Origin of the sequence: Pedobacter changchengzhani, assembly GCF_004354365.1 — a bacterium.
Classification (GTDB): domain Bacteria; phylum Bacteroidota; class Bacteroidia; order Sphingobacteriales; family Sphingobacteriaceae; genus Pedobacter; species Pedobacter changchengzhani.
This window is the reverse complement of record NZ_SJCY01000002.1, coordinates 108,522-127,497: the sequence shown is the minus strand read 5'-3', so window position 1 is coordinate 127,497 and position 18,976 is coordinate 108,522. Positions and strand designations below refer to the sequence as shown.

18 protein-coding genes are annotated in these 18,976 nt (G+C 35.5%); 7 read left to right on the top strand and 11 right to left on the bottom strand.

The window, feature by feature from the left end; translation table 11 throughout:
* Positions 1-205 precede the first annotated feature (205 nt).
* Positions 206-1,270 carry a branched-chain amino acid aminotransferase gene (locus EZJ43_RS03375; RefSeq protein ID WP_133261265.1) on the top strand — a complete coding sequence of 355 codons (1,065 nt, stop codon included), beginning with the start codon at positions 206-208 and terminating at the stop codon, positions 1,268-1,270.
* A gap of 284 nt (positions 1,271-1,554) precedes the next feature.
* On the opposite strand, the gene EZJ43_RS03370 is transcribed toward EZJ43_RS03375, so the two are convergent.
* The 7 genes from EZJ43_RS03370 to EZJ43_RS03345 all read right to left on the bottom strand — a co-directional run bounded on the left by EZJ43_RS03370 (position 1,555) and on the right by EZJ43_RS03345 (position 8,627).
* Positions 1,555-2,340 (bottom strand): CPBP family intramembrane glutamic endopeptidase, encoded by a 786-nt coding sequence (locus EZJ43_RS03370; RefSeq protein ID WP_133261264.1) that lies wholly within the window; start codon positions 2,338-2,340, stop codon positions 1,555-1,557.
* A 194-nt stretch (positions 2,341-2,534) separates the two neighbouring features.
* On the bottom strand, positions 2,535-2,690 hold the full coding sequence (locus tag EZJ43_RS17030; RefSeq protein WP_165953079.1) for a hypothetical protein: 156 nt from the start codon (positions 2,688-2,690) through the stop codon (positions 2,535-2,537).
* A 100-nt stretch (positions 2,691-2,790) separates the two neighbouring features.
* Positions 2,791-3,252: a DUF4920 domain-containing protein gene (locus tag EZJ43_RS03365; protein WP_133261263.1), complete on the bottom strand. Its 462-nt coding sequence runs from the start codon at positions 3,250-3,252 to the stop codon at positions 2,791-2,793.
* A 327-nt stretch (positions 3,253-3,579) separates the two neighbouring features.
* On the bottom strand, positions 3,580-4,956 hold the full coding sequence (gene radA / locus EZJ43_RS03360; RefSeq protein ID WP_133261262.1) for a DNA repair protein RadA: 1,377 nt from the start codon (positions 4,954-4,956) through the stop codon (positions 3,580-3,582).
* Between the two features lie 647 nt (positions 4,957-5,603).
* Entirely contained in the window at positions 5,604-7,154 is a 1,551-nt protein-coding gene (locus EZJ43_RS03355; protein WP_133261261.1) for an Rne/Rng family ribonuclease, read from the bottom strand.
* A 280-nt stretch (positions 7,155-7,434) separates the two neighbouring features.
* The gene (locus EZJ43_RS03350; RefSeq protein WP_133261260.1) at positions 7,435-8,313 is read right to left on the bottom strand and encodes a tetratricopeptide repeat protein; all 879 of its coding nucleotides are present in this window, start codon (positions 8,311-8,313) and stop codon (positions 7,435-7,437) included.
* A gap of 11 nt (positions 8,314-8,324) precedes the next feature.
* Complete coding sequence (locus EZJ43_RS03345) at positions 8,325-8,627, bottom strand: HU family DNA-binding protein (RefSeq protein ID WP_133261259.1); 303 nt, start codon at positions 8,625-8,627, stop codon at positions 8,325-8,327.
* Positions 8,628-8,795: 168 nt separating this feature from the next.
* On the opposite strand from EZJ43_RS03345, the gene mutY reads away from it, so the two are divergent.
* Both mutY and EZJ43_RS03335 read left to right on the top strand, forming a co-directional pair.
* Positions 8,796-9,839: an A/G-specific adenine glycosylase gene (gene mutY, locus EZJ43_RS03340; RefSeq protein ID WP_133261258.1), complete on the top strand. Its 1,044-nt coding sequence runs from the start codon at positions 8,796-8,798 to the stop codon at positions 9,837-9,839.
* Positions 9,840-9,906: 67 nt separating this feature from the next.
* Positions 9,907-10,344, top strand: a complete 438-nt coding sequence (locus EZJ43_RS03335; RefSeq protein ID WP_133261257.1) for a single-stranded DNA-binding protein — start codon at positions 9,907-9,909, stop codon at positions 10,342-10,344.
* A gap of 189 nt (positions 10,345-10,533) precedes the next feature.
* Here EZJ43_RS03335 and glmS read toward each other — a convergent pair whose 3' ends face one another.
* From glmS to EZJ43_RS03320, 3 genes are all read right to left on the bottom strand, one after another.
* Positions 10,534-12,372, bottom strand: coding sequence for a glutamine--fructose-6-phosphate transaminase (isomerizing) (gene glmS, locus EZJ43_RS03330; protein ID WP_133261256.1), 1,839 nt, complete (start codon positions 12,370-12,372; stop codon positions 10,534-10,536).
* A gap of 81 nt (positions 12,373-12,453) precedes the next feature.
* A complete protein-coding gene (locus tag EZJ43_RS03325; RefSeq protein WP_133261255.1) occupies positions 12,454-13,869 on the bottom strand; it encodes a DUF4270 domain-containing protein in 1,416 nt (471 codons plus the stop codon).
* A gap of 21 nt (positions 13,870-13,890) precedes the next feature.
* Positions 13,891-14,715: a glycogen/starch synthase gene (locus tag EZJ43_RS03320; RefSeq protein ID WP_243718031.1), complete on the bottom strand. Its 825-nt coding sequence runs from the start codon at positions 14,713-14,715 to the stop codon at positions 13,891-13,893.
* A gap of 149 nt (positions 14,716-14,864) precedes the next feature.
* On the opposite strand from EZJ43_RS03320, the gene panC reads away from it, so the two are divergent.
* The 4 genes from panC to EZJ43_RS03300 all read left to right on the top strand — a co-directional run bounded on the left by panC (position 14,865) and on the right by EZJ43_RS03300 (position 18,561).
* Positions 14,865-15,704 (top strand): pantoate--beta-alanine ligase, encoded by an 840-nt coding sequence (gene panC / locus EZJ43_RS03315; RefSeq protein ID WP_133261253.1) that lies wholly within the window; start codon positions 14,865-14,867, stop codon positions 15,702-15,704.
* 165 nt (positions 15,705-15,869) lie between these two features.
* Positions 15,870-16,220, top strand: coding sequence for an aspartate 1-decarboxylase (panD, locus tag EZJ43_RS03310; RefSeq protein WP_133261252.1), 351 nt, complete (start codon positions 15,870-15,872; stop codon positions 16,218-16,220).
* Positions 16,221-16,224: 4 nt separating this feature from the next.
* Entirely contained in the window at positions 16,225-17,208 is a 984-nt protein-coding gene (locus EZJ43_RS03305) for a lysylphosphatidylglycerol synthase transmembrane domain-containing protein (RefSeq protein WP_133261251.1), read from the top strand.
* A gap of 213 nt (positions 17,209-17,421) precedes the next feature.
* Positions 17,422-18,561: an acyl-CoA dehydrogenase gene (locus EZJ43_RS03300; protein WP_133261250.1), complete on the top strand. Its 1,140-nt coding sequence runs from the start codon at positions 17,422-17,424 to the stop codon at positions 18,559-18,561.
* Positions 18,562-18,623: 62 nt separating this feature from the next.
* Here EZJ43_RS03300 and EZJ43_RS03295 read toward each other — a convergent pair whose 3' ends face one another.
* Positions 18,624-18,968: a phage holin family protein gene (locus tag EZJ43_RS03295; protein ID WP_133261249.1), complete on the bottom strand. Its 345-nt coding sequence runs from the start codon at positions 18,966-18,968 to the stop codon at positions 18,624-18,626.
* Between the last annotated feature and the right edge of the window lie 8 nt (positions 18,969-18,976).

The following is an 18,976-nucleotide window of genomic DNA, read 5'->3' as shown; positions in this document are numbered from 1 at the left end:
CTTAGTGTACGCTAAACACTTTGAAACCACTATTTTTAATAATAAAAGCTATAAAAGAAGGTTTCTTTTTACGTATTTTTGCGCAAATAAAATAATGATCGAGTGATGGGTGGAAAGCTGAAAAGTTTCGCAAGTTCGAAATCATCTTAACATTCCAAAATCAATCATTTTACAAAGGGATGCCTTTGGTAAAAAATATAACGATATGACTGATAATTTAGAAATAAAAATCACAAAGGCAGACCATACACGTTTGTCGGTTACCGATTTTTCACAATTGCCGTTCGGTAAGGTTTTTACCGACCACATGTTTACGGCAGATTATGAAGACGGAGAATGGAAAAATCTTCAAATTTTACCATACGGGCCAATTCCAATGAGTCCTGCAATTGCAGCTTTACATTATGGTCAGGCTATTTTTGAAGGTATGAAAGCCTATCGCCAGCCAAGCGGAAAAATTAGTGTTTTCCGTGCTGATAAAAACTTTGAACGTTTAAATAAATCAGCAACAAGGATGTCTATGCCTACATTGCCGAAAGAAATTTTTATGCAAGGTTTAGAAGCTTTAATCAATATTGATGAAAAATGGGTGCCTAATCAAGAAGATTATGCGCTATATATTCGTCCAGTAATGTTTGCAACCGATCCTTATTTAGGCGTAAAGGCATCTGAAAGTTACAAATTTGCATTGTTAACTACGCCAACTGGGCCATATTACAGCAATGCATTAAAAGTTAAAATAGAAACCGAATTTACCCGAGCTGACGAAGGTGGCGTAGGTTTTGCTAAAACTGCAGGTAATTACGCACGCTCTTTATACCCATTCGAGCAAGCAAAAAAAGAAGGTTTCGATCAATTAATCTGGACCGATTCGGTGACACATGAGTTTATTGAAGAAGCTGGAACAGCAAATTTACTGTTTGTAATAAATGGAAAATTAATTACACCATCTATCCGTAGCACCGTTTTAGATGGCGTTACAAGAGATACGATTATCAAGTTAGCAAAGCAAGCAGGTATTGAGGTAGAAGAACGCAGAGTGTCGGTAAGTGAAGTAATTGAGGGAATTAAAAACGGAACCTTAACTGAAGCATTTGCTGCGGGCACGGCGGCAACAGTTACGCATGTAGGCGAAATTGGTTATAAAGGTGAGGTGTATAAATTAACAGATCCATCAACAAGACATATCTCAAATGGGATTGCTAAAACACTTAACGATATCCGTTATGGGTTGGTGCCAGACGAATTTGGTTGGAATTGGGTGTTGTAACCGAAATTTCGTTTTAAATGAAAATGCCCCTAATTTGTAAAGTTTGGGGCATTTTTGTGCCATGGTTTGCAATCCTGCGATCATGATTATGATTGCTTGCACGTTATTTCTTTAGCTCATGTCTTAATCGACTAACGCTAATTTGAACAATTTATATTGTGAACTGTTAACACGTTCTTAATAGCTATGCTATCATTATCTCTAACCAATTTGCGAGAATAATTTTAATCTCTGATTACCGGCTTTATGTTTAGGCACAATAGTATTCTAATTATCTGCTAATATCACTTTATACCTGTTGCTCTGTTTTTCTTTAAAAGTAACCAACCAAAAAATACAACAGTTATCAAGCTGATGCATAAAATGGCAATTGTATAATCTCCATATGTTTTTTCTACTCTACATTGGTTATAATTTTTGAATAGTAGAAAACCTATAGACAAACCGATGACATTCGAAATACTATGAAAAAACATAGTAGGTATTATACTTTTAGTTAGATAAAATAAATAACTAAATAACAACCCCAGAAAAAAAGTCCCAAAAATTAAATTTGGTGCACCGTGTGCCAATGCAAAAATTGTTGTTGAGATAATAATTGCCACTGCAGGTTTATAGTTACTTAAAAAGCCACGGAGAATTATCCCTCTAAAAATTATTTCTTCAAAAAAGGGTGCTAAAGTTACTGCCCCAATCATTGCTGGTAAATTATTAAATGGGTTTGAAATATTACTGGATTTTTTTACATGAAAACTTATAAATCTTGAAATGGGTGTTTCAACTCCTAACTGAAAAATAATCATAATTAAGAGAAAGAAAAAAAGCAATTTTATTCTTTTGGGATTATTGTAAGCAAATAAATCTTTGAAGGTGAATATTCTTTTATTTTTCCAAACGTAAAAGAATATTATGGATAGGGAAAGTGCTACAAATAATGTACTATTAAATATTTGCTCGGGGATATGAACTAGATCCATTGCTTGAATCGCAACTAAAAAAACGCTTGGTATAAAACCAAAGGCAATAAGACCGAGTGTTTGAACGATGTTTTTAGGAAATCTACTTATCAATTTACTTGTTTTAAAATTAAGTATCGAAATACACTAAAAGGTGGTAATGATTTCCAACCATGTCAGCTAGCCTCTTATCAACTCATTAGTCGGGGGTTTTTCGCAACGCTTCTGCCATAAGATTCAACGATTTCCCCCAGCACAAAAACGATAAAAATTATGGATAAAATGTACGAACTTGATTTAATTTCATATTAGTCTTTGTTAACTACAGTTTGTTGCGCAGGTGATTTTCGAGCTTTTGAAGCCCCATCTTTTCTTCCGATTTGGTAAGCAATCATTAATGTAGAGAAAAAGATTAAAAATGCCACTGCTTTAACCCACTTGTTTTCTATGAAACTTTTAATCATCATTTAATTGTTTAACTTGTAACCAAGGCTTTGCTGTAAATTGGATTTTTGATACGCTTAATAAAATATTCAATATCCTTACTCTTCGTTCCTAAATCTACTAATCCAAAATTACAACACCCTTTGCTTCAAAAGCCAATTCATTTTTAGACTTCGTAATTTTAGCAATTTCTTCTTTTGATTTGTGCGCGTCTTCAGCATAGTGCTTCAGCTTTTCTACCGAAATGGTTTGTTTTTTCGCAATACCGTCTAAAACAACAGTTTTACCCACAATATCTTTCGGCATAAAGAAAGCATAATCTTTAAAAGTAACGCGCATACCTTGTCCATTGGCGGTTTCCAAAACCATAAAACAACCTTTTTTCTTACAAACTTCAACAACCTTACCTTCAACTTTCATTTCGGCAGTTTTGTTGTCGCCCATTTTGCTTTCAATGTTTGCTACAGCATTAACATTTCCAGTCTTTACACCTTCGCCAAACTGTTGGCCTTTATAATCGGTTTGCGAAAATGCTGCAATTGTTAAAAGGCAAAAGCCTAAACTAAAAATCAATTTTCTCATTATGTTAAGGGTTTATCGGGTTGAATTTCTAATTCAAAGATATTGAAATTTTTTCAAGAGAATGGGCAAAAAAAATCCTCGTTAGTTTACACTAACGAGGAAAATCATCCCTATTGTTATAGATCACATCCCATGATGTACAACATAATACGTTATGCAAAGCTCGAACCAAAATATATAAATGATGTAAAATATACTTATATAACTGTATATGAGTTAATTGTGGCGTAAAAATAAAGTGAATTTAACTACTTAAAAAAATGACTTTGTGCATAAAATTCCCCGTATTTATTATTTTATGTGGAAATTTATACCCGCAATAATCTGTTATCCAAACACTAAACCAAAAACTTCCTCAATTTTACTCACGGCTTTAATCTCAATCTGATATTTTGAAATATCTATCCCTTTTAAGTTGTATTTCGAAATATAAATCCGCTCAAAACCTAGCTTATCTGCCTCCGCAATCCGCTGCTCAATTCTATTTACTGCTCTAATCTCTCCCGAGAGGCCCACTTCCGAAGCAAAACAATTTTTAGATGAAACAGCAATATCCTGATGAGAAGAAATAATTGCGATGAGCACAGCCAAATCAATCGCCGGGTCTTCAACTCTTATGCCACCTGCAATATTTAAAAAAACATCTTGTGTACTCAACCTAAACCCACAGCGTTTTTCAAGCACGGCTAAAAGCATATTCATTCTTTTGGTATCAAAACCGGTTGCCGAACGTTGCGGTGTGCCATAAGCGGCTGTACTCACCAAAGCCTGCGTTTCTATCAACATTGGGCGAGCGCCTTCAAGCATAGCGGCAATTGCAATTCCGCTTAACTCTTCATCCCTTTGCGATAATAAAATTTCTGATGGATTGGAAACCTCTCTTAGGCCCGTGCCCTGCATTTCATAAATCCCTAACTCTGCAGCAGCACCAAACCTGTTTTTTATCGAACGTAAAATACGGTAAACATGGTGCCTATCGCCCTCAAATTGTAAAACCGTATCTACCATGTGTTCTAAAATTTTCGGGCCTGCAATAGCGCCATCTTTAGTTATATGACCAATTAAAAATACCGGTACGCCTGTTTCTTTAGCAAAGCGAAGCAATTCTGCAGTACATTCGCGCACTTGCGAAACACTTCCTGGCGTAGAATCTATGTGAGATGAATGCAAGGTTTGGATGGAATCTACCACCAATATCTCGGGCTGTAAAACCTCAATCTGCTTAAAAATATTCTGTGTTGATGTTTCTGTTAAAATGTAGCATTCTGCCGATGGACTTTCTGTAATCCGCTCTGCACGCATTTTAATTTGCTGTTCGCTTTCTTCGCCAGAAATGTAAAGGAGCTTTTTCCCTTTCAAATTTAGAGCAAGTTGTAGCATTAAGGTAGATTTCCCTATGCCAGGTTCGCCACCAATTAAAACTAAAGATCCTTCAACTAATCCACCGCCCAAAACTCTGTCAAGTTCCTTGTCGCCAGTTAAAATTCTCCGCTCCGATGACGATTTGATTTCATCTACTTTGCTTGGTTTACTTAATTTGCGCGATGTGGTTTCTGTTTTCCAAGTCGGCACAGATGTCGCACCTTTTTCTACTATTTCTTCTACAAACGTGTTCCAATTACTACATGACGGACATTTGCCCAGCCATTTTGCCGATTCGTAACCACAACTCTGACAGAAAAATGCCGTTTTAGTTTTTGCCAATTTGATTTTAGATTTTATAAAACAAATTTAAGGTTTCAACCGTAGAACTAACCCTGTTTTTCTAAACATTATTTCTAAATGGTGCATAAATAAATTAAAGTGTGATTTTTTTGTCAATGGTTTTAAGTTTTTAGAAAAGCAATTGCACTGCTACTATTAGCGTACCCTCCCGCTTTCCATTACAAGCCCAGATGAAAAATCTGGGGCTTTCCATTTCTATCGGGTTTAGGTAGTTAAAATTGTGGTCAATAACAAACAGAACCGATCCTGAGCTGAAGATATTCGTATAGCCAAATATGGTTGTGTAAGTAACCCAAAATGATGTGCAAAATATAATTTGGCGTCACAGCGTATTAAGCTGAAGTTTATAATCATATATTACTTTCGAGAGTCTAAATCGGTTTTGGGTTAGAGCGGCCATTACCCTCAATTTAGTTCAGGGTCTTTGTAGCAGGAAAGATGCTTATCCCGAGAATTCGGAACAGCAAGACATTAAGCCCAATTATAGCGCTAATGAAGCATGATTTTTAACGAAATAATTATCAAACTTAGGTCAATTAGTCTAATTAAATTCAAAATCAATCCCCTCAAAACTAAAAACGCTTGATTTCGTAAAGAAATCAAGCGCTTAGTAATAAGTATTTATATTAAAGTTTTATCTCCTCGTCTTTCGACGATATAAAATGAAATTCATTTAAATAATACGATGGTTCAGATTTTACTTTGATCCATTGGCCATATTTAAAAAACCAACGGCGTTGTAAATTCAAAATACCTTTCGTAATATAAGCTTCAATATAGGGGTGCACACGTAGCGTTACACCTTTTTCATTCTGCTCGCGCAAAATATAATTCAAGTTGTTTTCAATATCGTCCATTAAAACAATACTTGCTTTAATTGTGCCGGTACCATCACATGCAGGGCATTTTTCTACAGTAACAATGTTCATCTCTGGGCGAACACGTTGCCTAGTAATTTGCACTAAACCAAATTTACTTGGGGGCAAAATGGTATGCTTTGCACGATCTAGAAGCATCAGCTCCCGTAAATAATCGAAAAGCATTTTGCGGTTGGTTGCCTTGTGCATATCAATAAAATCGATTACAACAATGCCACCCATATCGCGCAAACGCAACTGTCGAGCAATTTCTTTGGCCGCTTCTTTATTTACCTGTAAAGCGTTTTCTTCCTGGTTTTCTTTGCTAGCCGTACGGTTACCGCTATTTACATCAATAACATGGAGCGCTTCAGTATGTTCTACTACCAAGTAAGCACCACCAGGCAAGTTTACCGTTTTGCCGAAAGCATTTTTAATTTGCTTCTCTACACCAAAGTGTTCAAAAATCGGTTCTTTTTGTTTGTACAGCTTAACAATTTTCTCCATTTCTGGCGAAATATCGTGCACATACGAACGAATATCATCAAACAATTCTGGCGGACTTACAAAAACGTTTGTAAAATCAGGATTCAAAATATCACGAATAAGAGTAGATGATCTATCCATCTCTCCCCAAACCCTTTTAGAGGGCTCAGTATCGGGCAATTTTTTGATGAAGTTTTCCCACTTAGCAATAAGATCTAATAAATCTTTTTGCATTTCGGCTACACCTCTTCCTTCAGAAACCGTTCTGATAATTACACCAAAGTTATTTGGTTTAATACTCTCAATAATCTTTTTTAAGCGATTACGCTCAGTATTACTTTTTATCTTTTTTGATACGGATATAGTATTGGAAAATGGTACCAATACTACATACCTGCCGGCAATAGATAGGTCGGAACTTAAACGTGGCCCTTTAGTAGAAATTGGTTCTTTAGCAATTTGTACAGGTAGGAGCATGTTTTTGCTAAGCACATCAGATATTTTCCCGGCCTTATTTATATCGGTTTCGAGTTTTAAATTATCTAATAGTGTGCCTGTAACCGAGCCATTACGCTTGATTTTAGTTAGCTTAATTAAAGATTGTACCTGAGGGCCAAGATCAAAATAATGCAAAAAAGCATCTTTCTCATAACCAACATCCACAAACGCAGCATTTAAGCCGGGCATAATTTTTTTTATGCGGCCTAAATAAATATCGCCTACAGCGTAGTTATTGTTTATTTGTTCTTTATGAAGCTCAACAAGTTGTTTGTCTTCAATCAACGCTATGGTAACTCCGGCAGGAGTCGAATTTATAATTAATTCTTTTACCAACAGCTACAGATTTAAGGGCTTACGCCCATTAACAAATGGATAGTATATAGAAAAATTGATATAGCACAAACTACAGATTTTTGAAAAAATCTTCTAAAAGGGTTTAAACCTCATAACGTTTTGTTACGAGGTTTAAATAAGCTATATCAATAAGAATCTATTTTTTCTTATGTCTGTTTTTTCTTAAACGCTTTTTACGTTTGTGAGTAGCCATTTTATGTCTCTTTCTTTTCTTACCGCTTGGCATAATTTTTAGGTTTAATGTTTTTATTAATGTTAATTAATTTTTATTCTTTAGTTCTGCTATTCTCTTATCAATAAAAGCTGATAAGGTAGGATTAGCGGCTAATTTTTTGCTTTTTAAATAAACTTCAACTGCTTCTTTATTTCTGCCCAAATTCTCTAAAGCCGTACCTAAATAAAAGTAAGCTTCGGGTGTTGGTGCATTTTCAATTACGGTATTGAAGCGTGGTATCGCCTTTGCAAACTGACCCGATTTTATCGAAAATAAACCTAAGCTCATATTCGCTTTTACATTTTTTGGATCTTTAGCAACTACACCCAGCAACATTGCAATTCCTTGCATTGGTGCGCCCAAACCATTTACAATCGTAACACCTAAGCCTGTTTTTGCTTCAACATTACTGGTATCAATGGCTAAGGCATTGGTGTATGCCGTATTTGCTTTTTGCAAAAGTATAGGTTGCGCTAAACTATCTTGAGTGCCATCAAAAGCCTTCATAAAACGGTTTCCGGTAGTCAACCAATTTTGCAAACTTGGTTTTGCAGTGGCAATAACCTCTAAATAAAGCGCCGAAGGTGTAATTTGTTCAACATCATTCCATTTCTCTGCAAGTTGCTTTGCTATGGAAACTTTGTCTTCACCTTTTGCGGTTTTATATTTGTTTTCTAAAGCTACAATCTCGATACTTAAATCTTTACTGATGAGACTTTTTGAAGCTTCAGACGCATTATCTATACTTATCGTTGCAGTTGGACTGGTTGGTGCACCGCTAACCATTTTTCCACTTGCAGGCATTTTACCGTTTTCTTCTGTAGGTTTTACTAAGCCCTTAATATTTCTAGTAAATAAAAAAACAACAAGCAATAGAATCGCTCCAATAATTAGGATTTGCTTTAATTTTATGTTGTTGCTCATTATATTTGATATTAGGCCTCTACACTTAATTTTTTTGTATTGCTTTTTACTTTATCTACAAAAACTTTCGCAGGCTTAAAGCTCGGTACAAAATGTTCTGGGATAATTATTGCAGTATTTTTAGAGATATTTCTAGCTGTTTTTTGAGCTCTCTTTTTTACAACAAAGCTCCCGAATCCTCTAACGTAAACATTTTCGCCACCAATCATGCTTGTTTTGATAACTTTGAAAAATGCCTCAACCGTTTCCTGTACGTCCACCTTCTCAATTCCGGTTTTTGTTGATATTTCTGAAATAATATCTGCCTTAGTCATATTTTATTATTTATATATTTTATGTTTTACTATTACTGCTGTTTTGGGGTTGCAAAAGTATTGCTTTTTAATGAGATAGGGAAATAAAAGATGATTTTTTTATTTCTATTTCTATCAGCCGATTGCAAGGTTTTTTAAAAGCAAAAAAATACACCGTTATTTGTATCAATGACATTCCCCGAAGAACTGATAAAATGGTATTTATTTAATAAGAGAGATTTACCTTGGCGACACACTAAAGACCCTTACGTAATCTGGCTTTCCGAAATTATTCTACAACAAACTAGGGTAGAGCAGGGGTTGCCGTATTTCAATAAATTTTTGGAAAACTTTCCTACGGTTAAAGCATTTGCAGAAGCCAATGAAGCGAAGGTTTTAAAGCTTTGGCAAGGATTAGGCTATTATTCCAGAGGGAGGAATATGCATGCAACCGCACAAGTCGTAATGGAAAAATACGACGGTAAGTTTCCTGTACTACATGATGAACTGATTACATTGAAAGGTATTGGCGAATATACGGCTGCTGCAATTTCATCATTTTCATCCGGAGAAGCGCGAGCCGTTGTTGATGGAAATGTGTTTAGGGTATTGTCGAGATTTTTTGGGATAAGTACGCCGATAAATTCTCCGCAAGGAAAAAAGGCGTTTTACAACTTGGCAAATGAAATGCTCTATACCAATGATCCGAGTACTTATAATCAGGCAATAATGGAGTTTGGCGCCCTTCAATGCAAGCCAAAATCGCCCAATTGCGGAATTTGTCCATTAAATTTGGGTTGTTATGCGCTCAAAAATAACCTTGTACAGGTTTTACCAATTAAATTGAAAAAGGCACCTCAGAAACATAGATTCTTAAATTACTTCATTCTAATACACAACAATAATGTGTTAATTAGGGAAAGGCAAGTTGGCGATATTTGGCAACATTTATTCGATTTTCCAAGTATAGAGACTAGCGATGCCACCTCGCTTGATGATAACGATTTTATGTTGCAAATAAAAAGTACTTTCGGTAATGACGTTGATGCGCAGTTCATCACCCATAAAAGACATGTTTTGACGCACCAAATATTACACATCCAATTTTTTGAATTAAAAAACTATATATTTAACTTTAGTAAACAAAAGGAACTATATTGGGTTTCTTTAGCAGGTTTAAATGAAAGGCCACAGCCTAAAGTTATTCATGATTTTGTAAGTGAGTACTTTTAGCATTGCATTAAAATGAATAGTTGATCAGGTAAATCGAAAGAATATATACGAATTAATAAAGTACGCTATGTCTGGAGTTAACAAAGTTATTTTAGTAGGTCATTTGGGTAAAGATCCAGAAGTTAGACATTTAGACGGTGGTGTAACTGTTGCTAGTTTTCCGCTGGCAACGTCAGAAACCTATAGTAAAGATGGGAAACGAGTTGAGCAAACCGAATGGCATAACATTGTAATGTGGAGAGGTTTGGCAGAAATTGCTTCTAAATACTTACAAAAGGGCAAACTTGTTTATATTGAAGGAAAACTCAGAACCCGCTCGTTCGAAGATAAAGAGAAAGTAAAAAAATATGTAACCGAAATAGTTGCCGAAAATTTCACATTGCTCGGTCGGAAAACGGATTTTGAACCTACTCAGCCAGTAATTATCGCTCAAAATACTGAAACTAAAATAGACGATGATTTTAGCATAGGCGCCAAAGATGAAAGAGGTGATTTGCCATTTTAGGCTATTTCTTGAACTACGAAGCCAATTACACTCACCGTTTTAGGCGACGAAGGAAATAGAAAAGGTAGAATTATAAAACTTAAAAATGGTGTACGTTTGATGAAATGAGATTGTAAAAAGGCAGTAAGCTATACGCAATTGTATAAATAGGTATATCCGAAATGTTGGATATACCTATTAAATTTAATTTTATTCTACCGTGACAGATTTAGCTAAATTTCTTGGTTGATCTACATTACAACCACGCATAACAGCAATATGATAAGATAATAATTGCAAAGGTATAGTGGCTAAAAGCGGTAAAAATGCTTCATCTGCATCTGGAATTTCGATGCAATAATCTGCCATTTTCTTAACTTCGATATCGCCTTGGGTAACAATGGCAATTACTATTCCTTTTCTAGCTTTTACTTCTTGAATATTGCTAATCACTTTTTCATACGAAGAGTTTTGAGTTGCAATAAAAACAACTGGCATCTCTTCATCAATTAGTGCGATTGGGCCGTGTTTCATTTCCGCAGCCGGATAACCTTCTGCGTGAATATATGAGATCTCCTTAAGCTTTAAAGCGCCTTCTAAAGCAACAGGAAAACCACTGCCTCTACCTAAGAATAAACAGTTTTTAGAATCTTTAATTTTTTCAGCAACTTTTTTTATGATATCGTCTGATTCTAATGCAATTTGAATTTTTTCAGGAATATGATCCAGCTCTGTTAAAAGTTCGATTAATTTTGAAGTGGTAAGGGTTCCTCTTTGCTGCGCCATATAAAACGCCATTAAAGTTAAAACCGTAACCTGAGCCGTAAATGCTTTTGTTGATGCAACACCAATTTCTGGTCCGGCATGGGTATAAACGCCTGCGTGCGTTAAACGTGGAATAGATGCACCGGCAACATTACAGATACCGAAAATGGTAGCTCCTTTTTCTTTCGCCATTTCAATGGCGGCCATGGTATCGGCAGTTTCTCCAGATTGGGAGATGGCAATCACCACATCTTTTTCTGTTATAATTGGGTTTCGGTATCTAAATTCTGATGCATACTCTACTTCAACAGGGATCCGCGCATATTCTTCAATTAAATATTCTCCAACTAAGCCAGCATGCCAAGATGTACCGCAAGCTACAATTATAATTCGATCTATATTTTTGAGCTTATCTGCAAATTCTTTAATGCCACCTAGCTGCACTTTACCTTCTTGAGGATAAATACGGCCTCTCATACAATCTTTTATAGATCGTGGTTGCTCATAAATTTCCTTCAGCATAAAATGCTCATAACCGCCTTTTTCAAGCATCTCCAACTTCAGTTCTAACTCTTGTACTAAAGGGGTTTGAATCACGTTATCCAATTGCTTAACCAAAAGATCATCTTTAGTAATTAATGCAATTTCGTTATCATTCAAATAAATTACGTTTTTAGTATATTCAATAATCGGGGTTGCATCTGAAGCGATAAAATATTCGCCTTTACCCACACCAATCACCATCGGACTGCCTTTTCTAGCCACAATTAATCGATCTGGATTGTCTTTATCCATGATCACAATTGCATAAGCGCCACTTACCTCGTTTAAAGCTAAGCGAACAGCTTCTAACAAATCTATTTTTTCAATTTTCTGAATCTCTTCAATTAAATGAATTAAAACTTCGGTATCTGTATCACTTTTAAATTCGTGCCCGCGACCAATAAGTTCTTCTTTTAGGGTTGCATAGTTTTCTATAATCCCGTTGTGTATAATAGAAAGTTTACCATTGTTGGATGTATGGGGATGGGAATTACGATCAGAAGGTACACCATGGGTAGCCCAACGTGTGTGGCCCATTGCAATGTGGCCAGATTTGTCTTGGTTTTCTGCAAACTCCTCTAAAACGGATACTTTACCTGCCTTTTTATATATTTTCTCTCCAGAATCGCCAATAATTGCAATTCCAGCACTATCATAACCTCTGTACTCTAACCTTTTAAGGCCCTTAATAACAATTGGCCAAGCCTCTCTATAGCCTATATAGCCTACAATTCCACACATAATTTGATTTAAAATAAAAATTCATCTAATGTATTAACAATAGATGAATTTGTAATGAATTTTTTATATACAATAGTTACTTTACTTTATTTTAGTATAGTATATATTTAGTTTTACACGGTTATTCGAATTTAGAAAAGTGCCAATTACAGCCCTAGATGCAACTGATGCAGTAGGCGTAATTTGAAACTGTGAAAGAGGCGTTGGTGCGATAAAAGTACCATAGTCAATAAGTTTTTTATCAATCAAATCTTGCACATAACTTGTAATTACAAAAATGTATCTATTGTTTAGTGAGTCGTAATAACCTCCAAATATTGGATCGGCTAATGCTCTAAAATCACCTCTATTGGTTTGAGTAGGTTGATTGTGATCGGGAACATTTTGTGGTTGTTCAGCAATATCAAAACGGTATAAAGACAAACGATCTGGCGCGAAAAACGGAGCGCCATAAGTACCTGCGCTTAAATCAACAACAAGCTCTGCTTTATTTATAACTGCCTTACCGTAATCTGTAGTAAAATTTGCTAAATTCGGGAAAGTAAGTTTTGTTTTTACACCAACTAACGATTGTACATACGTTACATTATACGGTGTAGCAGGTGTTGGGTTATTTAACTGAGTTTCTATATCAGTGCCAGAATAATCGTGCTTAATATTTGCCGCAACCGGGCCAGTGTTAATATTAATTGGAAAATTAACCGAAACCGTATCTTTACCAGATGTAGTATTTGTTTTTTTATAAACCAATTGCAAATATGAACTCGTACCAGCAAAGTTTACAAATGCAATACCTCCGCCGTTAGTAGTTGAAATGGTAGAATTAGTTTTGTTTATTTCAGCATAAAGACCTTTAAAGTATTCGGCAAATTTAGCATTTGATGAAAAATCTGTAGTAGATCTACTTAAAATTGTATTCTGTATAAACGTTTTATCTAAACTAATCCTAATCTGAGCCGGAACTTTTTTAAGTGTATCTGGTTTGCCAGCAATTATATCAAAAACTTGAGTAGGGGTATTGGGAAAAATTTTCTTTGTAAAACTTCCTAATACCGTGTTATTGTGTGGCTGTATGCTATTGCTTTTAAATTGAGTAATTTGATTTGTTAATTGATAAACATCAATACTATAAGTAGAATTTACGGTGTCTCCATAAAACTGAGGCGCTAAATTAAGTACTAAAACTGCAGAGTCTAAAACCGGAGAAGTTCCGAAATCGTACCCTAAACTATTAGGTGCTACGGTCATTGCTACACTAGATTCAGTTTTACCAAAAATTGGATCAACCATATAGCCCAAAGGATGGCCTGTTAAACCAGTGGTAAAAATATCAGCTTCCTTTACGGTTTGTGATACAACGGCTTCTGTATTAACCAATGTACCCTGTATTTGTGAGTTTAGATCTATGTCCAAACCAATAGTTTCTTGGTTTTTACAAGAAGCAAAAAGAAAAAGACCTATCAACATGGTTAATAAGTCTAGTTTTGTAAATTTCATATTTAAAATAATAATACCTAATTAAGCAACTGAAACCAATTCATCACTTGAAATTTCTTCATAAAAAGCGTAGAAGTTTTCAAAATTTTCGGTTAAGTTAAAGGCTAAAGTTGGCTTATTGGAATCTTTAACAAATTTTAACATAGCGTCGCTTAAGTTTTCATCTGCTAAAACTACTGCATCAGCATGCGTTATGGCACCAATATGTAAGCTATTGTTATCAGCATCTGCAAAAGGTTTTGTGTCTTCTGCAGTCATATTTGCCATAATAGCTTTCTTAGCGAAATCGGCATTTAATTTCTCGGTAAAAGAGTCTTCGTAAACAGAATACACTACTTTAGAATTTTTAAAAGTAGGATCGTTTTTGTAAGTTGTTTTAATATACGCAGGAACTAAAGCGCTCATCCAGCCGTGGCAGTGAACAATATCGGGAGCCCAGCCTAATTTTTTAACGGTTTCTAATGCGCCTTTACAGAAAAAGATAGTCCGCTCGTCATTGTCTTCAAAGAATTTTCCACTCGCATCATTAAAAACTTGTTTGCGTTGAAAATACTCTTCATTATCTAAGAAATAAACTTGCATACGCGCTGCAGGAATAGAGGCAACTTTGATAATTAATGGGTTATCATTATCATTGATAATGATGTTCATGCCCGAGAGGCGGATAACTTCATGTAAGCGATTTCTTCTTTCGTTAATGTTGCCGAACTTTGGCATCAAGATACGGATTTCGAATCCTTTTTCTTGCATTGCCTGTGGCAATTGTCTTGTAATTTCAGAAATTTTAGTAAGCTCGAGGAAAGGCGACATCTCGTGGGTAACAATCAGCAGCTTCGTTTTTGCCATCTCCATATTTTATATAAAATATTAGTTAAAGAAAAGATAATGAGGTGCAAATGTACGGAAAATAATAACATTTATCAATAAGATACCCAATTGTTTGTTTTGGTATAGATTAATTTACACCTTTACAGTTTTGATTTATAGCAAATCCATTGGAAATATTAAAGACTAAAATAGCACTAGAAACCTTTGTTAGCCCTCTTAAAGCAATAGGTAAAAAGGTAGCATTGGTGCCAACAATGGGCGCGCTACATAATGGGCATATCTCATTAATTGATTTGGCAAAGCAAAGCGCCGATATAATTATATGCAGCATATTTGTAAACCCAACACAGTTTACCGATTTAAAAGATTTAGAAAAATACCCAAGACCGATTGAGCACGATCTTGAAATGCTAAAGAACGCAGGATGTGATGCGGTATTTATGCCGTCGGTTGATGAAATGTACCCTAAAGAGGAGCATTGGCACATCGATTTGGGCCCCGCAGAATTTCTGTTAGAGGGCGAATTTAGAAAGGGACACTATCAAGGAGTAACCCAAATTGTTAAAAAATTGTTCGATGCGGTAAAACCCGATATTGCAATGTTTGGTCAGAAGGATTTTCAGCAAGTGCTGATGATTAAAAATATGGTGGCCCATTTTCATTTGCCTATACAAATTGTAACATGCCCCATAATACGAGAAAGCGATGGCTTGGCAATGAGCAGCAGAAATATTCATTTATTGAGTTTAGATAGAGAAAACAGTTTAGTATTGAGCAAAGCATTAAAGTTTGTAGTAGCGCATTTTAACGATAATTCGCTTCGGAAACTTGAAGAAAGCGCAAAAGCGTTATTTGAGCTTATTGACGGGGTAGAATTAGATTATTTTACGATTGCCAATGGAGATAATCTTCAGCCAGCCCAATCTAAAAACGAACATCACTTAGTTGCTTTAGTAGCCGCAAAAGTTGGCAAAACACGACTAATTGATAACATGATAATAAAATAGCATTAAGGTTTGAGATTTGAGATTTGAGTATTGAGATTCTAGCGTTGCGATCATATTAAATTCTTTGTTTGTGCTTAATCTTTTAATTTTGGTTACTAAGCTTTTTACTTTTGCCTTACGCCTAAAACCTTTTATTCCCTCAACCTTTATTACTAACTTTGCCAAATGATTATTGAGATCTTAAAATCGAAGCTTCATCGTGTTAAAGTAACACAGGCCGAATTAAACTATGTTGGTAGTATAACTATAGATGAAGATTTAATGGATGCCGCTCACATCATCGCTAATGAAAAAGTGCAGGTGGTGAATAATAATAATGGTGCACGATTCGAAACTTACGTAATTACAGGCGAACGTGGCTCGGGTACAATTTGCTTAAATGGCTCTTGCGCGCGTTTAGCGCAAATTGGCGACATCGTAATTATTGTAACCTATTGCTCATTACCAATAGAAGAAGCAAAAAAATATCAGCCTGTTCTTGTTTTTCCTGATGATAACAACCACTTGTTAAAATAGTGTATTGGTAGTTCATCTTAAAACGGCTATTAAATATATCTTCCTGTTTTTAATAGGAATAGCGGTTTTATACTTTGCTTTTAAAAATCAGGATTTATGTAAAATTTGGCTCGAAATTAAATCTGCCAATTATTTTTGGATATTACTTTCTGTGGTAACGGTTTGGTTTGCGCACGTGTTGAGGGCGATGCGCTGGCAAATGTTATACAATTCAATTTCATATAAAGTTTCTTTTTGGAACACTTACCATGCTGTTTTTATCGGTTACCTAGCAAATTTGGCATTGCCAAGGTTTGGTGAAATTGCCAAATGTTCTGTAGTGCATAAAACAGCGAATGTGCCACTTTTTGCATCTATAGGTACGGTAATTACCGAAAGACTTTTCGATATTTTTGTGCTGTTATTAACAGGTTTGGCACTGGTATTTTTTCAATTCAATTTAGTATTTGATTTTTTAAACGATACAATTTACGCTAATATTTCAAAGCAACTTGCCGGCATAAACTATTTGTGGGTACTGGGTTTGTTAATTCTTTTGCTTGTATTTGTTTTGCTCATCTTTTACTTATTGCGTAAAAAATTTAACAATAAGTTTTTAAGAATTTTAGTTAGCTTAAAACAAGGCTTCAATTCCTATCATAAATTAAAAAATAAACCGCTGTTTTTGGTATATACTTTTGGTATTTGGGTATTGTACTTTTTATCCATGTATTTCGCATTTTTCTCCCTAGCTGCAACAGCATCTTTAGGCTTAAATGTAGCTTATACGGCGTTGGTTTTTTCTAGCTTCGCAATGGTTGCACCCGTTCAGGGCGGTATTGGTGTTTTTCATTGGATGGTTGCTCAAGCGTTATTATTACACTTTGTACCATTTAAGGATGGTTTAGCCTACGCAACAATTATCCATTCTTCGCAACTTTTGCTTGTATTATTTTTGGGCAGTGCAAGTTTGTTTGTTGTGTTAACTAAAAGGAGAAGTAGCAATTAGCACTGGCCGTAATTAAAACTGTACCAACAATTTTGTGCTACACTTACTCAAAACGTTGTATATACCATTTTTCAAGTCGATAGGAAAGCGTTTACCTTCAAAATTCTCCACAAAATATTAAGCACATTAAAAATAAATTACTATGCAACCATAGTAATTTTCATTTGTAAATGTTACTTTTGATAGACTAACCTTTTATATATTTATATCGTTATGCATTTTGAATTAAGTGAAGAACAGATCATGATACAGCACGCGGCACGCGATTTTGCACAGCAAGAATTAAAGCCGGGCGTAATAGATCGAGATGAACACCAAAAATTTCCAGCAGAGCAGGTTAAAAAATTAGGGGAACTGGGTTTTTTAGGGATGATGGTTGATCCAAAATACAACGGAAGTGGCTTAGATGCAATTTCTTATGTATTGGTAATGGAAGAGCTATCCAAAATTGATGCATCAGCATCTGTAGTGGTATCGGTAAATAATTCGCTGGTTTGCTATGGCTTGGAGCAGTACGGCAATGAATTTCAAAAAGAAAAATATTTAAAACCATTGGCTTCTGGAGAAAAAATTGGCGCATTTTGTTTATCCGAGCCCGAAGCAGGTTCTGATGCCACTTCTCAGCATACTATTGCCGAAGATAAAGGCGATTATTATTTGCTGAACGGCACCAAAAATTGGATCACCAACGGAAATTCTGCTTCCACCTATTTGGTTATCGCACAAACCCACCCCGAATTAAGGCACAAAGGTATTAATGCGTTTATAGTAGAAAAAGGGTTAGAAGGGTTTACCATCGGACCAAAGGAAAATAAAATGGGCATTAGGGGTTCTGATACCCACTCGTTGATGTTTAATGATGTTAAAGTACCTAAAAAGAATAGAATTGGCGAAGATGGATTTGGTTTTAAATTTGCGATGAAAACTTTAGAAGGTGGCAGAATTGGAATTGCAGCACAGGCATTGGGTATTGCGCAAGGCGCTTTCGAACTGGCTACACAATATGCTAAACAACGAAAATCGTTTGGTAAGCCAATTGCCGAGCACCAAGCTATTGCTTTTAAATTGGCCGATATGGCTACACAAATCGAAGCTGCACGGTTGTTGGTTTACAAAGCGGCTTGGTTAAAAGACCAAGGTTTACCTTACACGCAAGCAGGTTCGATGGCGAAATTGTTTGCTTCGAAAGTTGCAATGGATGTTACCATTGAGGCCGTGCAGGTACATGGTGGATATGGTTTTGTAAAAGAATATCATGTGGAGCGATTAATGCGCGATGCAAAAATAACGCAGATTTACGAAGGCACATCAGAGATACAGAAGATGGTTATTTCGAGAGAAGTGATAAGGTAGTTGGCGGTTGGCAGCTTGCACTTCTCGGTTTATTAACTGAAAACCGCCAACTGCCAACTGAATTATTCTTTATCTCCAGCAATTACGCCAAAAATAGCTTTTACCAATGCTACAATTATTGCTAAAAATGCAGCAGAAAGAAAGCCAGATGTATTAAAGGAGGCCATCATGTTATCCACCAATAAAATCATCAATACGCTGATAACGAAAGACATTAAGCCTAATGTTAAAAAATTAACCGGGAAGGTTAGTATTCTTAAAATAAAGCCAATAGTTGCATTTGCCAGTGCAATTAGCACTGCTGCTATAATTGCACTTCCGTAACCGTCTATAGTTACTCCGGGAACAATTTTTGCTCCAATAAAAACGGCAAGTCCCATTAAAAGGATTTCTATAATCAACTTCATAATAATTG